Source organism: cyanobacterium endosymbiont of Braarudosphaera bigelowii (assembly GCF_020885515.1).
GTDB lineage: Bacteria > Cyanobacteriota > Cyanobacteriia > Cyanobacteriales > Microcystaceae > Atelocyanobacterium > Atelocyanobacterium thalassa_A.
The window spans coordinates 101,482-114,736 of sequence record NZ_AP024987.1; the positions used below are offsets into that span (position 1 = coordinate 101,482).

12 protein-coding genes are annotated in these 13,255 nt (G+C 30.9%); 5 read left to right on the forward strand and 7 right to left on the reverse strand.

Annotated elements, in window-relative coordinates:
* The gene (rpmE, locus tag LPC16_RS00485) at window positions 1-255 is read left to right on the forward strand and encodes a 50S ribosomal protein L31 (protein WP_229637344.1); all 255 of its coding nucleotides are present in this window, start codon (window positions 1-3) and stop codon (window positions 253-255) included.
* 85 nt (window positions 256-340) lie between these two features.
* Window positions 341-1,444, forward strand: coding sequence for a peptide chain release factor 1 (prfA, locus tag LPC16_RS00490; RefSeq protein WP_229637345.1), 1,104 nt, complete (start codon window positions 341-343; stop codon window positions 1,442-1,444).
* 261 nt (window positions 1,445-1,705) lie between these two features.
* Here prfA and ygfZ read toward each other — a convergent pair whose 3' ends face one another.
* From ygfZ to LPC16_RS00520, 6 genes are all read right to left on the reverse strand, one after another.
* Window positions 1,706-2,740, reverse strand: a complete 1,035-nt coding sequence (ygfZ, locus tag LPC16_RS00495; protein WP_229637346.1) for a CAF17-like 4Fe-4S cluster assembly/insertion protein YgfZ — start codon at window positions 2,738-2,740, stop codon at window positions 1,706-1,708.
* 197 nt (window positions 2,741-2,937) lie between these two features.
* The gene (locus LPC16_RS00500; RefSeq protein WP_229637347.1) at window positions 2,938-3,645 is read right to left on the reverse strand and encodes a hypothetical protein; all 708 of its coding nucleotides are present in this window, start codon (window positions 3,643-3,645) and stop codon (window positions 2,938-2,940) included.
* Between the two features lie 87 nt (window positions 3,646-3,732).
* Window positions 3,733-4,212, reverse strand: a complete 480-nt coding sequence (gene tsaE, locus LPC16_RS00505; protein WP_229637348.1) for a tRNA (adenosine(37)-N6)-threonylcarbamoyltransferase complex ATPase subunit type 1 TsaE — start codon at window positions 4,210-4,212, stop codon at window positions 3,733-3,735.
* A gap of 6 nt (window positions 4,213-4,218) precedes the next feature.
* On the reverse strand, window positions 4,219-5,187 hold the full coding sequence (locus LPC16_RS00510) for a ribonuclease Z (RefSeq protein WP_040054578.1): 969 nt from the start codon (window positions 5,185-5,187) through the stop codon (window positions 4,219-4,221).
* A 113-nt stretch (window positions 5,188-5,300) separates the two neighbouring features.
* On the reverse strand, window positions 5,301-6,680 hold the full coding sequence (locus LPC16_RS00515; protein WP_229637349.1) for a DUF4335 domain-containing protein: 1,380 nt from the start codon (window positions 6,678-6,680) through the stop codon (window positions 5,301-5,303).
* Window positions 6,664-7,278, reverse strand: coding sequence for a DUF3038 domain-containing protein (locus LPC16_RS00520; RefSeq protein WP_229637350.1), 615 nt, complete (start codon window positions 7,276-7,278; stop codon window positions 6,664-6,666). Before LPC16_RS00520 ends, LPC16_RS00515 begins: the two co-directional genes overlap by 17 nt.
* Window positions 7,279-7,590: 312 nt before the next feature.
* Between LPC16_RS00520 and tig the strand changes: the two genes are divergently transcribed.
* Complete coding sequence (gene tig, locus LPC16_RS00525; RefSeq protein WP_229637351.1) at window positions 7,591-8,967, forward strand: trigger factor; 1,377 nt, start codon at window positions 7,591-7,593, stop codon at window positions 8,965-8,967.
* A 467-nt stretch (window positions 8,968-9,434) separates the two neighbouring features.
* Window positions 9,435-9,899 (forward strand): hypothetical protein, encoded by a 465-nt coding sequence (locus LPC16_RS00530; protein ID WP_229637352.1) that lies wholly within the window; start codon window positions 9,435-9,437, stop codon window positions 9,897-9,899.
* A gap of 11 nt (window positions 9,900-9,910) precedes the next feature.
* On the opposite strand, the gene miaB is transcribed toward LPC16_RS00530, so the two are convergent.
* Window positions 9,911-11,254, reverse strand: coding sequence for a tRNA (N6-isopentenyl adenosine(37)-C2)-methylthiotransferase MiaB (gene miaB / locus LPC16_RS00535; protein WP_229637353.1), 1,344 nt, complete (start codon window positions 11,252-11,254; stop codon window positions 9,911-9,913).
* Window positions 11,255-11,505: 251 nt separating this feature from the next.
* Here miaB and LPC16_RS00540 point away from each other — a divergent pair, with 251 nt between their 5' ends.
* Window positions 11,506-13,086, forward strand: coding sequence for a SpoIID/LytB domain-containing protein (locus LPC16_RS00540; RefSeq protein WP_229637354.1), 1,581 nt, complete (start codon window positions 11,506-11,508; stop codon window positions 13,084-13,086).
* The last annotated feature ends 169 nt before the right edge of the window (window positions 13,087-13,255 follow it).

Consider the following 13,255-nt stretch of genomic DNA (forward strand, 5'->3'; position numbering starts at 1 on the left):
ATGTCGAAGCCTGATATCCACCCAACTTGGTATCCTGAAGCAAAAGTAATTTGTAACGGTGAAGTTGTGATGACTGTAGGATCAACTTGCCCTAAAATTAATGTTGAAGTATGGTCGGGTAATCACCCTTTTTATACGGGTACCCAGAAAATTATTGATACCGAAGGAAGAGTAGATCGCTTCCAAAAACGGTATGCAATGATTGGTAAAAAAGTTAATAAAGAAGCATCAGAGTCAGATAGTGCGGAAAAATAGCAGCCACTATAAAATTTAGAACCCAGCAGTCTACTGCTGGGTTCTCTTTATCTATAAAATAATAACAGTACATCATAAAAATACTATGGCTGAATCATATTTATTAAATAAATTATATTCTGTTGAACAAACTTTTAATGAATTAACTCGTAGGTTAGCTGATCCTAGTATTGCCACAGATCCAAGTGAATTACAAAAGGTTGCTAAAGCCCGTTCTTCTCTAGAAGAAACAGTCCATGCTTATGAAGAATGGAAACAAACTGAGAAAGAACTTTCGGAAACAAAGCAAATTGTAAAAGATGCTGGAGGAGATCACGAAATGAGAGAAATGGCATCTATGGAAGCTAAGGAATTAGAAATAAAACTAAATAATTTAGAAGAGTTAATGAAAGTTCTTTTACTTCCTCGTGATCCGAATGATGATAAAAATATTATGTTAGAAATTAGAGCAGGTACTGGAGGAGATGAAGCTGGTATTTGGGCTGGTGATTTGGCGAGAATGTATTCACGCTTTGCAGAATCTCAAAAGTGGCAAGTTAAATTAGTAAATGAATCTCTCGCTGATATGGGCGGTATTAAGGAAACTATACTTGAGATAACTGGGGATAAAGTGTACAGTAAGTTGAAATTTGAAGCAGGAGTACATAGAGTCCAAAGGGTTCCAGTTACAGAAGCTGGTGGAAGAGTTCATACCTCGACAGCAACAGTAGCTATTATGCCAGAAGTAGATGAAGTAGAAATAGAAATTGATGCAAAAGATATAGATATGAGTACAGCTCGATCTGGAGGTGCCGGAGGACAAAATGTTAATAAGGTTGAGACAGCTGTGGATTTATTTCATAAACCTACAGGTATTAGAATTTTTTGTACTGAAGAGAGATCACAATTGCAGAATAGAGAAAGAGCTATGCAAATCTTAAGAGCAAAATTATACGAAACTAAGCTAAGAGAACAGCAAGAGGAGATAAGTTCAATAAGAAAATCTCAAGTAGGAACAGGTTCAAGATCAGAAAAAATTCGTACTTATAACTATAAAGACAATAGAGTAACAGATCACCGATTGGGACAGAATTTTGCTTTGTCAGGAATTTTAGAAGGTGATATTGATATTTTAATAGAATCATGTATATCCCAAGATCAACAAGAACGCTTACTAGAGCTAGCAGATTCTTCAGCAATGACAGAGTAACAGATTATCTACACTTTTTAAGTCACTAATCAATATTCATTTTTAAAATTTGGAGTAGATAAAAAAGCCAAAGTAGTAAATTGAAATATACATCATTTAATTCATGATTAAATAAAATATTAAGATAAGTACGTAAAACAAAATATTATTCAAAATTAATTGCTAAAAGTTTCAAAAATACTCAAAACTATGCCTTATCATAACAAAGGCTTGAATAAGTTTACAAAAGTAAAACTAATATATCTAAGAAGTTAAAAACTATTAACTATGGTTTTTATTATTTCGATAATATTCATGAGTTAAGAAAGGTACTCGGAAAAGTTCTCCTCTAGTATTATTTACACTTACATGCAAATTAGCTTTTCCTATTTTTGCTTTAATGTAAGCTAAACCCCAAAAATCTTTATTTATCTGAATACAACTTGTTAAAACTCCGACTTTATCTCCATTTACATATATGGGATTAGGCACGTTAATTAGTTGACTTAATTTTATACCCCACAAATATTGTTTTACGCCGTGATAAGTGTTCAGTCTCGCTATAGTCTCTTGACCAATATAACAACCCTTCTCAAAGGAAATCTTAGACCATAAACCTGCCTCTAAAGGATTATAAGTCTCAGTTAACTCATTATTAGGAAATGGTCTTCCCTGACGAATTCTTAATTTTTCCCATACATTGTTACTAGCAGGTAAAAAATTACACCCTATAAGTTCTTTTAAAATTGTTTTTGCATAGTTTTTAGATGTGATTATTGTACATCCAGGAAGAGCTAAGCCATTATTTAAAGCAACTATTATACGGTTATTCTTTATGTTTAAGATACTATAAACATCAAGACGAGAATTAGATATATTCTTAAAATCACAGTTCCATTTTTGTAATTTTTGAGCTACTTGGGGACCAACCAGACTAAAAACAGCATTTTCATGAGAAATATCTACTAATTGCACTTTGTCCATTGGGAAAATATAGCGTTCCATCCAATCTAGAAGAAGAGAACGCCGATTAGGAGAAACTAATAATAATATTTCATTTTCCATTATGTAAGCAGTAGCAAGATCTAAAGTTCTTCCAATAGAATTTATAAAAATAGTCTCACATAATTGTTTTGGTTTGAGATCTTTAATATTATTGGTAGATAGATTGTGTAGAAATTTTAATCTATCTTCTCCTGTAATTTTCAAAAGTCCCCAGTGACTCATATCAATCACTATTGCGTTGCTATATGCTTCTTGAAAAACATAATATTCATTGTTAAAATCTTTCTGAGAACTATCTAGTTTTTGTAGCATAATCAATATTTTTATTATAGGTTTAACATATCATTAAACTTTGTTAACGCAATATGAGCGTAGTATTATTTATATCTGAATTTTACTAATTAGATCAACTTATATAAGTGAAAATTTGTGGTAAGTGTTGAGATTAACTGTATGTCATGTCAAATTTAGTAATTAAGTATTAAATAAAATTACCAATGTTTTTAAAACTAGGGCATCCATTCTAATAAAATACTTACTTGACTATCCTTTTTTACTCGTGAATTTTGTTTTTTTATTTCGGTTGATAAACGCATATTTGATGTTACTGCATAACCAAAAGATAAATTAATAACCCCTACTTCATCGGTACTTCCAGGAGATAAAAATGTCTGAGTTATCGAAATATCAGATGCTCCAGACCTGGATAAGGCAATAATTAATTTTCCTCCAATATTTAGGCCGTCTTCACTATAATTATTTGTGCTAACAGTTCTATAACCTAAAAGTGGAGCAACATTAAAATAATATCCTAGAGGCAATAAATAATATTGTAAATCTATACCTCCTGCATCCCTTTTCGTAAAAGAGGTCTGATAATCGCCACTTATGCTAAGGCCTTTCTTCCCAAAAAAAATATCTTGTGCTTTAACAATAAAGCCACCATCATGCTGATTAGACGGAAATTCGGAATAACCTAGTCCAATACGAGTTTTAAAACTAGGATTATATTTAATTTCCTCTAAAATATTCGGAATTTCTTTAGTCCATCGTTGTAAAACCTTACTGCTATTAACTATTTCTGAAGATAAACCAAGGGACTGATTAATCGAATCATTAAGATCTAAATTAGAGTTAGGATAAATATCCTGACCGTAAATTTTTTTATTAAATGAACTAAATAAAATTAGAAAAGTAATGATAATGAAGAAATTCAATTTAAATAATATTTTATTGCTCCTCATAGTCAAATAAATATTATTTACTAAGTTAAATCTAGAATTACACATCTTAAATACAAATATTTAATTTAAATGTTTAATCGAGTCAAATGAAAAATTGCCAACCGTCGTCAAAATAATTTGACGACTTATATCACTAATATAGAAAAAATCTATTTTTAGGTAGTTAAGAGGAAGATAAGATAGCCTTTCTGGCCATTCAATAACAGTTATACCAGGTGAGATATCTTGTTCTTCCCAATATTGTTCCAGAAATAAATCTTCCACCATATTTTTTTCAGTTCGATATAAATCGAGATGATAGAGAGGTAAATGGCCTTGATAGTATTCGTTAATTAGAATAAAAGTAGGGCTAACAATAGGATCAATAATACCTAATCCTTTGCCTATTCCTTGGACAAAAGTAGTTTTTCCTGCTCCTAAATCACCTGTTAATAGTAAGGTACTATTTTCAGGTAGAATTTTTCCTAATTGTTCACCAAAATCTAAGGTGCCTTGATAACTTTCTAAAACTATGGATTTATGGTTAATTCTTTTTTCCATATAAATTTAACCAATAGATTTTAATTTTATTGACTTATTTTGTTCAATATGTCTTGGTATGCTGCATGTCATAAAATCACGGGCAAGAATAGTATCCGGAAAAATAGCTTTTGCTTCACTTAGTAAATCACTTAATTGTAAACTGTTTCCTGGCGCATAACGAGGGCTGAAATGAGTAAGTATCAACTTTTTAACTTTTGCACCTAAGGCAACTTGTGCAGCCATTGTTGAAGTAGAATGTAGACGTTCAAACGCAAGTTGGGAATCTTGATGAGCAAATGTTGCTTCATGAATTAAAATGTCAGCATCTTTAGCCAACTCGACTGCTTCTTCGCAAAATATTGTATCTGTACAATAAATTAGTTTGCGTCCTTTCTCTGTTTTACCACATAAATCTTGTCCTCTAATTGAGCGACCATCATCTAATTTAATGATTTTTCCCTGTTTTAACTCACCATAGATTGGTCCAGGAGGAATACCCAAAGAAACAGCTTTTTTTATATCGAAACGTCCAGGACGATCTTTTTCCACGACACAATATCCAAAAGCCGGTATGCGATGTTTCAAGAGTCTGCAATCAACAGTAAATTCGTCATCTTCGTAAAGAATTCCTGAACTGATCTCATTAACACGAATACCATATGGCAGTTTGAAATGAGAATATTGTGCACAAGATCTTAAATAATTATCTAATTCTTGAGGACCATAGATTTGAATAGGCTGTCGATTGCCTGCTAAATTACAACTAGCTATTAATCCCAACAGGCCATAAATATGGTCTCCATGCATGTGAGTAATAAAAATTTTAGTTATTTGAGAAGCTTTGACATCACTTCGTAACAATTGATGCTGAGTTCCCTCTCCGCAGTCAAACAACCAAACTTCTCCTCTTTGAGGAAGGCGCAAAGCTACGCTTGAGACATTACGTGATCGGGTTGGTACACCAGAACTAGTTCCTAAAAAGGTTATCTCCACAGTTAGTTTGTATTATTTATATACTCTTACTAATGTTACATAGTAAAATCAAAAAAAGAACCAATTCTTAAAAAAATATGCATACTTAATTTTTAAGAACAGATAACTAATATCTATTCCAAGAGTGTTCTAACTGTACCATCCGGAATTAATACAAGACGAATTGATTGATTATGCAACGTTTTTAACGGGGAAACAAAGGGGGAACCAATCTCTGGAAATTCCACTTGAGAACGATAGACCATTGCTAAATGTCCTAGAGGAATACTTTTTTTCAAAGAGCCGTTATTTTCGATAATTAAGCGATATTCTATTGCTTGTTCCAAATTTTCTAAAGGCTTCCATCTTTCTTGGAAATATTTTTGAATTTCATCAAGCTGAGCAACAGTATTAGATGGTTTATTCATTTTTTTGTCTTCTGAATGTAAGAAATTATCAGATTTATCTGTTTTTTTAAAAACTCTTCTTGCAACTAAAGTTTCTTTATTTAATATTGGTGGAGTAGGTAATCTAGAGTATTGTGATGATGTCTTAGAATAAGATAAAGGATTAATATTACTAGAATTATTAGCATTATTTTCATTAATATTTTCATCAATTGGTAACATATTCTCTTGAAAAGAAGAGTGTGATGAATTTTTCAATGGGGATTGGATTGCCAAAGAATTAAATTTGTTTAGCGGCAGTATTGACTCAATAATTTCTTCAGGAGGTGATAATGTAGATATTTCAGATAATGATGGTGGCAAAGATGGAGAAGGCAAGGAAGGTTTGGGTAGTGGAGGAACAGGAGGAACAACGTCTAAGAATGAAAGGATATTCTTTTGAGATTTTACTGGTTTCTCTTTATATACATGTTTTGATTTTAATATTCTATTGATCTTAATTCCAGTAACGAAAAAAACAATAAATATAGATATAATTATTATTTTTTTATTGAAAGTAAAAAATTGACTGTTGAAGTAAGTTTCTTTTCGACTTGTTAATTTAGTTATATTATGAATATATTTTTCTAAAGCATATAAAAGATCAAATAATTGACAAGAATTAAGTGTAATGAATGAGCAAGTGTGATTATTTGCTAAATATCCAAAAACAAGATTATGAGTAAATAAATTATCGGAGAACAGATAAGGATCTAATTTAGAATTGTTTTTGCTCGATCCTTTAATATTGGGATTAATTGATGAATAACAATGTATTGAGCTGTTTTGCTTATTATCAGAAATTATAAAGGAAGAAGTATAGTTAAGATTTCTATTTATGTAAGACTGAACAGTATCGTATAGTGACCTTAGTTGAGAGTGATTGCCTGAAATACTCATCTGGTCCTCTACTAAAAGTTTAGGATCATCAAATAGTAACTCAAATTCAATATCGTCCAATAATATCGGCTTTTGCAAACGACGTAGAAAAGAGCGCTTATCCCATATTTTTAAAGTACAGGTGGGTGGCGTAAAGGTTTGTAAAAGGTTATTACTCAACAATATCATGAAGGTTTTGAATAGAATTTAACGAGCTATAGTTTAATGAGGTTAACCACAAACGAATATATCCATTATCTGAACTGTAAAACAATAAGTCTAATAATAGCTTGGAAGCAAATTGAAATTCTTCTTCAATGGATAGTTTCTTGGTTCCTTTCATCTTACAATTATAATAGTAATTAAAATTACTAAAGTATTTACCAAGTAATTTACTCTCTTTTGGGTCTTTATTTTGCTCGGTCATTTGTTCAAGTAAAGTAACTGCTCTTCGGATTAATTCCTGATGTTGCCCAATAACATAACATATAAGAATTATTGACAATCTTGTTTGTCTCGCAGTGCAACCTTTCAAGAAGTCTCGAGATTCTTTAATATCTTGATTAGACCACAGTTTAATTTCTTTTGATAAGTATGTATTAATTCCTAGATCCAAAGAAGATCTAAATATTGTGTCTGCAGTAATAGGAATTAAGGACTCACTAGCTAGCAAAACTATATCTAAATAAACATGAATATAGCTAAGTTTTTCAGTGATAGAGAACTTACTTAAGGGTTCATTTACCCAACGGTCTATTATGACAGAATTAGTAATAATTAAAGACATATAATATTTTTCGAACTAAATTGACTATTAAATCTTACAAACAATTATTCTTGACAAGAATAATTTAAACGAATTCAAAAATAATTTGCACTTAACTCTAAAAAACAAAATAAAAACATATTAATATTTTCTTTAAATCAATTTAACTATAAGATATTTGTTTTTATATTAACCAGGAAAGAAAGATACTCTATTTTTAATTTATGGACAATATACATATTTTCCAAAATAGAAATTTCAATATCTTCGCCTATCTTCATTTAACATTGATAGAATATGAAGTAATGACAAATTTCCAGAACTATAATATCTATGAAAATAACCCAGGAAAAACTTCCTAACAGTCAAATCGGTTTAGAAATTGAAATCCCTGCCGAAACCGCTAAGAAAGCTTATGAAATCAAGATTGACACTTTGGCCCGTACCGCCAACATTCCTGGGTTTCGAAAAGGGAAAGTACCTCGTACTATTCTTTTACAACGTTTAGGCAATCGCTACGTTAAAGCAACCACTTTAGAAGAATTAGTACAAGATAGCTTAAAGAAAGCTATCGACAAAGAATCTATAAAGGCTATAGGTAACTATACTCTACAAGACAATTTAGATAAGTTAATTGATGAATTTCAACCTGGACAGCCTTTTACATTTTCAGCCCGAATAGATGTTCCTCCTTCAGTTGAACTAGGAATGTATAAAGAATTATCTATAAAGGCAGAAGAAAAAAATTATGATATAGAACAAGTTGAAAATTGGTTGAAAGAACGTCGAGAAAAACTAGCGACTTTAGTTCCTATTGAGGATCGCCATTCCCAAATGGGTGATGTAGCTATAGTTGACTACAAAGGTTTTCTAATCTCTGAAGGAATAGTAGCAGAACAACCAATTGAAGGCGTAGAGGGAAAAGATTTTCGCGTTGACCTCGAAAAGGGAAAATTTATTGAGGGAATGGTTGAGGGATTACTAGAAATGAAACCTGGAGAGTCTAAGGAATTACCATTAGTTTTTCCAGATGACTATCCTAGAGAAGATTTAGCTAAAAAATCTGTTAATTTTGCTATCAAGCTAAAAGAACTAAAAGCCAAAGAATTACCTGAATTAGACGATGACTTTGCTGATGAAGTTAGCGAATTTGAAACCATAAGTCAATTACAAGAATCTCTAGAAAAACAATTTATCGAATCTGCTAAGTCAGAAACTCAAAGTAATATCCATAATGCAATTACAGAAGAGCTAAATAAAAACTGTACTGTAGATCTCCCTGATACTTTAGTGCAAGAGGAAATTACTAAGCTTTTAACGCAAACAGCAATGAAAATGGAAGAAATGGGAGTTGACTTAGCAGAAGTCTTTAACCAGGAAAATTTACCTAACTTGAGAAAAAATGCTCATCCCGAAGCTGTAGAAAGACTTAAAAAAATTCTTATTCTTAAAGAAATAGCTTCCATTGAAGCTATTACAGTAGAAGAGGAAGAAATTGAAAAGAAAAATAATGAGTTTAAAGAAAAGCTCAAGGGGCAAAATATTGACCTTGACAAATTATATGTGACAGTAAAAGAACAACTGATGGTCGAAAAAACTTTAAATTGGTTACAAGAAAAATCAACAATTGAACTATGTGAATCGGGCAGTTTAGAGATAAAAAATAAAGATGACTTAGATACTACTGAAGAGATAATGTCGGAAGTTTAATTTTTTATAACTATACATATTGTAGAGGTATTAATAATATTATCCTCTACTACTTAGTATTCGCTAAAAAACTTATACACAAGTTTTTTATATGAAAGAAATGTAGTTCATTAAAAATCTAAAAATAACTACTATGAAGATTAACTGTTAGATGTCTTAATTATAATAATTTTTGTTTAAAGTTATTATAATCAATAATATTTAACATATTATGTTAAATATTAATATTTCTATGAAAAAATTATCTGATTGATGAAATTACGTAACTGTTTGATCTACTGATTAATCTTTCCTTATGTTGTCTTTCAAAACAAAAGTATATTTACAATACTCTATATAAACTTTATTTGTTTTTAATACGGTTTATAGATTTTTATTCTTAATGATACTTAAAAGCTATAGTTATAAGTTTTATGAGAGAATAACGTACATTAAAAGTATAATTTATAATAGGACCTCTATTTAGAATGTTTACAACTAACTCAATTTCTGAAACCTCTGATATTACTGACAATGACTATTGTGTATTTGGATTAGCCACTTGCTTTTTAAAAAATGATGGAGAATTCGATAAAATTCAGATTATTGAACCTATTCCGTCATCAGCACTAGAAATACTTCTTAAAGGTATTCCAACTTCTTACGAACTTATTTGTGCCATGCCTATTGGAAGCATTATAAAGGATAAATCATTGACAAAAACTGTAGATTTTCCTGAAAAGGCAAAATTTTGTGATCTATTTATTGAACGTACTGCTGCTGCTGTAAGGACATATAAAAGGAATTCTCATATTTGTTCTCAGTTTTCTTTAGGAAGTATTAAGAAAGATCTAAATTTTTCTTTAGAAAAGAAGAGAGTGTTGAATACAATACATTCAGTTACGGTAGAAGATAATGTTAAACAACATTCTCATACTCATGCTACCCTCTAAGTCATAAAATATTAATTTGATATTTCTCCGGTTAAGCTAAAGGGGCGGGATTCCGTTATTTTGACATTTACCAATTGACCCCTGAGACTATTAATATTTCCCTGAAAAAAAGTCAGCCTATTTTTTCTTGTTCTTCCCATTACTTGATTATTTTCTTTAGGATTTTCTTGTTCTACTAAAATTTCTTCTATTTTTCCCAGATATTTTTGAGAATTCTGGGCTGCTTTTTGTCCTACTAGATGGTTAAGTCTTTGTAGTCGATCACTTTTAGTATTATCGTCTATTTGTTCATTCCATTTAGCAGCAGGGGTACCAGGACGAGGAGAATATGCTGCAGTATTCAATTGATCAAATCCAATATCCTCTACTAGTTGTAAGGTATTCTGAAATTGTTGTTCTGTTTCTCCGGGAAATCCTACTATTGCATCAGCAGTGATAGAAGCATTAGGCATATAAGATCTGATTGTATTGACCAACTGCCTGTATCTTTGATGTGTATACCCTCTCTTCATTTCTTTTAAAATATCATTATCACCTGATTGAAAAGGTATGTGAAAATGCTCGCAAATTTTTGGTAACTCGTAACATGCACGAATTAATCTTTCTGTAAAATATCGAGGATGACTTGTCGCAAATCTAATCCTTTTAATATTAGAGACTTCATGAACTTTATATAGCAAATCTGTAAAAGTATGTTGATGTCTTCCTGTCTCAGTTGTTCCAGGTAAATCTCTCCCGTAAGCATCAATATTCTGGCCTAATAGGGTAATCTCTTTATATCCTTGTTGTTCTAGTAATTTAATTTCAGAACAAATATCCTCAGGAGTACGAGACTGTTCTATTCCTCTAACATTAGGAACAACACAATAGCTACATCTCTCATTACAACCATATATAATATTTACCCATGCTGTTATTTTACTAGTTCTACGGGGTTTTGTAATATCTTCAATAATATGAATAGGTTCAGTCGCGACAACTTGATTACCTTTAAGTACTTGTTCTAGTAAGTCTCCAAGACAATTAACATGTTGTGGTCCCATAACCAGATCGAGCTCAGGAATTCTCCTAAGTATCTTTTCTCCTTCTTGTTGAGCAACACAGCCCGCAACAGCAAGAAGTAAGTTGGGATCTTTATGCTTACGCTTAGCTTGTTTTCCTAGGTAAGAATAGACTTTTTGTTCAGCGTTATCCCTAATCGTACAAGTATTATACAAAATTAAATTTGCTTGATCGGGGTCATCTGACCATTCGAAACCCATATCTTCTAAAATACCTGCCATACGTTCTGAATCAGCTTTATTCATCTGACAACCAAAAGTAACAATATGGTAGTAGCGTAAATTAGACATCATAATTATTATTTTCTTTTAAGAATTGGGTATTTAATTATAGTTAAGAAATCTTATATATAGCAAAAAGACAAAAAACTTCATCACTATTTATTAACCTTATAACTATACTGTATATAATCTATATTATCTAAAGTCATATTTTGAGAACTATAACAAAAGATAACTTTAAAAGTATAAATTCTATATCATGGTAGAGTCATTATTTCTTATTTGAGATATTCATAATACGAAAACATAATAATGTGATAAATATGTTAATAAGTAAAAAAAAAATACTGTTTGTTATTTTTTCTCTTATACTTCCACTAGGAAATATCTTTTTTTCAAAAGCTTTTGCAAAAGATCTCAACCTTAATATTGGTATAGTACAAAGATTTGGGGAAAGAAAGGAAGATAAACTTTTTATCACTACTGGAAATCAGAATAAACTGACTATTAAATTTCAAAATTCTCAGGGTCATTTTCAGACTTTAATTACAAATGAAATTAGTCTCAACATTTTAGATAGACCACTATCTAAGTCTCTCTTAAAAGAATATATCGTTCTTAGTGATCATACTAACTTCGAAACTGCTGAAGATAATTCTAAAAAATGGCAGGAAAGAGGTATTCAAACCGAAATTATGCAACCAGGACAATGGCAGGTTTGGGCGAAAAGAGAGGTTTATGAAACACCCTTGTTAAGACGTTGGTTGTTAAATGCTCTTAAAACAAAAGGTTACACTAGACCATACATGGAGTCTACTATCTTAGCGAATAAGTCTCAAGCAACATTCGCTGTCAATGGAGAGCAGTATTACAGTGATTATATTGAAATTATTCCAGACAATCACCCTATTTATCTGATTAATTTGGAACAAAAAAAAAGAGCTTATTCTGGTAATTTAAAACTACAGCCTAATGCATATGGCACTTATACTCTGGTTAATTATGTTCCACTAGAATCATACTTAAGAGGTGTTGTTCCTCATGAAATTGGACATAATGCTCCAATCAACGCAATAAAAGCTCAAACGATTATTGCTCGTACATATGCCCTGCGCAATTTGAGGAGGTTTAAGGCGGATGATTATGAGCTTTGTGCTGATACACATTGTCAAGTGTATTATGGGCTTAGTGGGATTAATTTGAAGATTAATAAAGCAATTAATGATACTAAAGGCTTAGTATTAACCTATCAGAATAAATTAGTAGATGCTCTTTATTCTTCAACTACGGGAGGAGTTACAGCTAACTTTACTGATATTTGGAATGGAGAAGAAAGACCTTATTTGAAAACAATTGTTGACTCTCCTCAACACAATATATGGAATTTTTCTTCAAGATCTCTAAAACAAGAAAAAGATTTTCGTAACTTTATTAAGTTAACAAAAGGTTTTAATGAGACTGGAAGAAGTGCTTTTCGTTGGAAATATAAAGTTACTAAAGTTGAATTAGCTAGAAATCTACAAAAATTTTTGGTAATACAAAAGCACCCTTTGTCAAATTTCAAAATTATTAATTCAATAAAAATAACTGAGCGTTCAGCATCTGGAAGAATTTTAAAAGCTATTGTGGATACAGATATTGGAATTATTGAACTAAAAAAGAATCAAGTTCGTAGTGCATTTGGCCCTTCTAAAAGTACCCTTTTCTATCTCGATCCTGTGTATAATAAGCAAAATAAAATTACGGGTTATAGTTTTATTGGTGGTGGATTTGGACATGGGGTAGGGCTTAGCCAGTATGGATCTTACAACTTAGCTAATTTGGGATGGAGCGAAAATCAAATTCTTCATTTTTATTATCCTGGTACTAAGGTTATATCTTTAGATGACTCAATCATTTTTTAAAATTATATTTAGCTGTATCTGTAATAATCGTACTTAATTAAATTTTTACAAAAATAATCGCTTTGAAATATATTTAACATTGGGAAGATCAAGCAAATCATATTACGTATTTTCATGAGATTGTTTCAAATTTAAGTTCTCTACGAATTGAGTATGAATTAATCAAATT

Bases quoted from the DNA above. Each gene is read 5' to 3' on its own strand.
- tsaE (WP_229637348.1), bottom strand. From the start codon at position 4,212: ATGGAAAAAAGAATTAACCATAAATCCATAGTTTTAGAAAGTTATCAA.
- miaB (WP_229637353.1), bottom strand. From the start codon at position 11,254: ATGATGTCTAATTTACGCTACTACCATATTGTTACTTTTGGTTGTCAG.
- tig (WP_229637351.1), top strand. From the start codon at position 7,591: ATGAAAATAACCCAGGAAAAACTTCCTAACAGTCAAATCGGTTTAGAA.
- ygfZ (WP_229637346.1), bottom strand. From the start codon at position 2,740: ATGCTACAAAAACTAGATAGTTCTCAGAAAGATTTTAACAATGAATAT.
- LPC16_RS00530 (WP_229637352.1), top strand. From the start codon at position 9,435: ATGTTTACAACTAACTCAATTTCTGAAACCTCTGATATTACTGACAAT.
- LPC16_RS00515 (WP_229637349.1), bottom strand. From the start codon at position 6,680: ATGATATTGTTGAGTAATAACCTTTTACAAACCTTTACGCCACCCACC.
- LPC16_RS00540 (WP_229637354.1), top strand. From the start codon at position 11,506: ATGTTAATAAGTAAAAAAAAAATACTGTTTGTTATTTTTTCTCTTATA.
- LPC16_RS00520 (WP_229637350.1), bottom strand. From the start codon at position 7,278: ATGTCTTTAATTATTACTAATTCTGTCATAATAGACCGTTGGGTAAAT.
- prfA (WP_229637345.1), top strand. From the start codon at position 341: ATGGCTGAATCATATTTATTAAATAAATTATATTCTGTTGAACAAACT.
- rpmE (WP_229637344.1), top strand. From the start codon at position 1: ATGTCGAAGCCTGATATCCACCCAACTTGGTATCCTGAAGCAAAAGTA.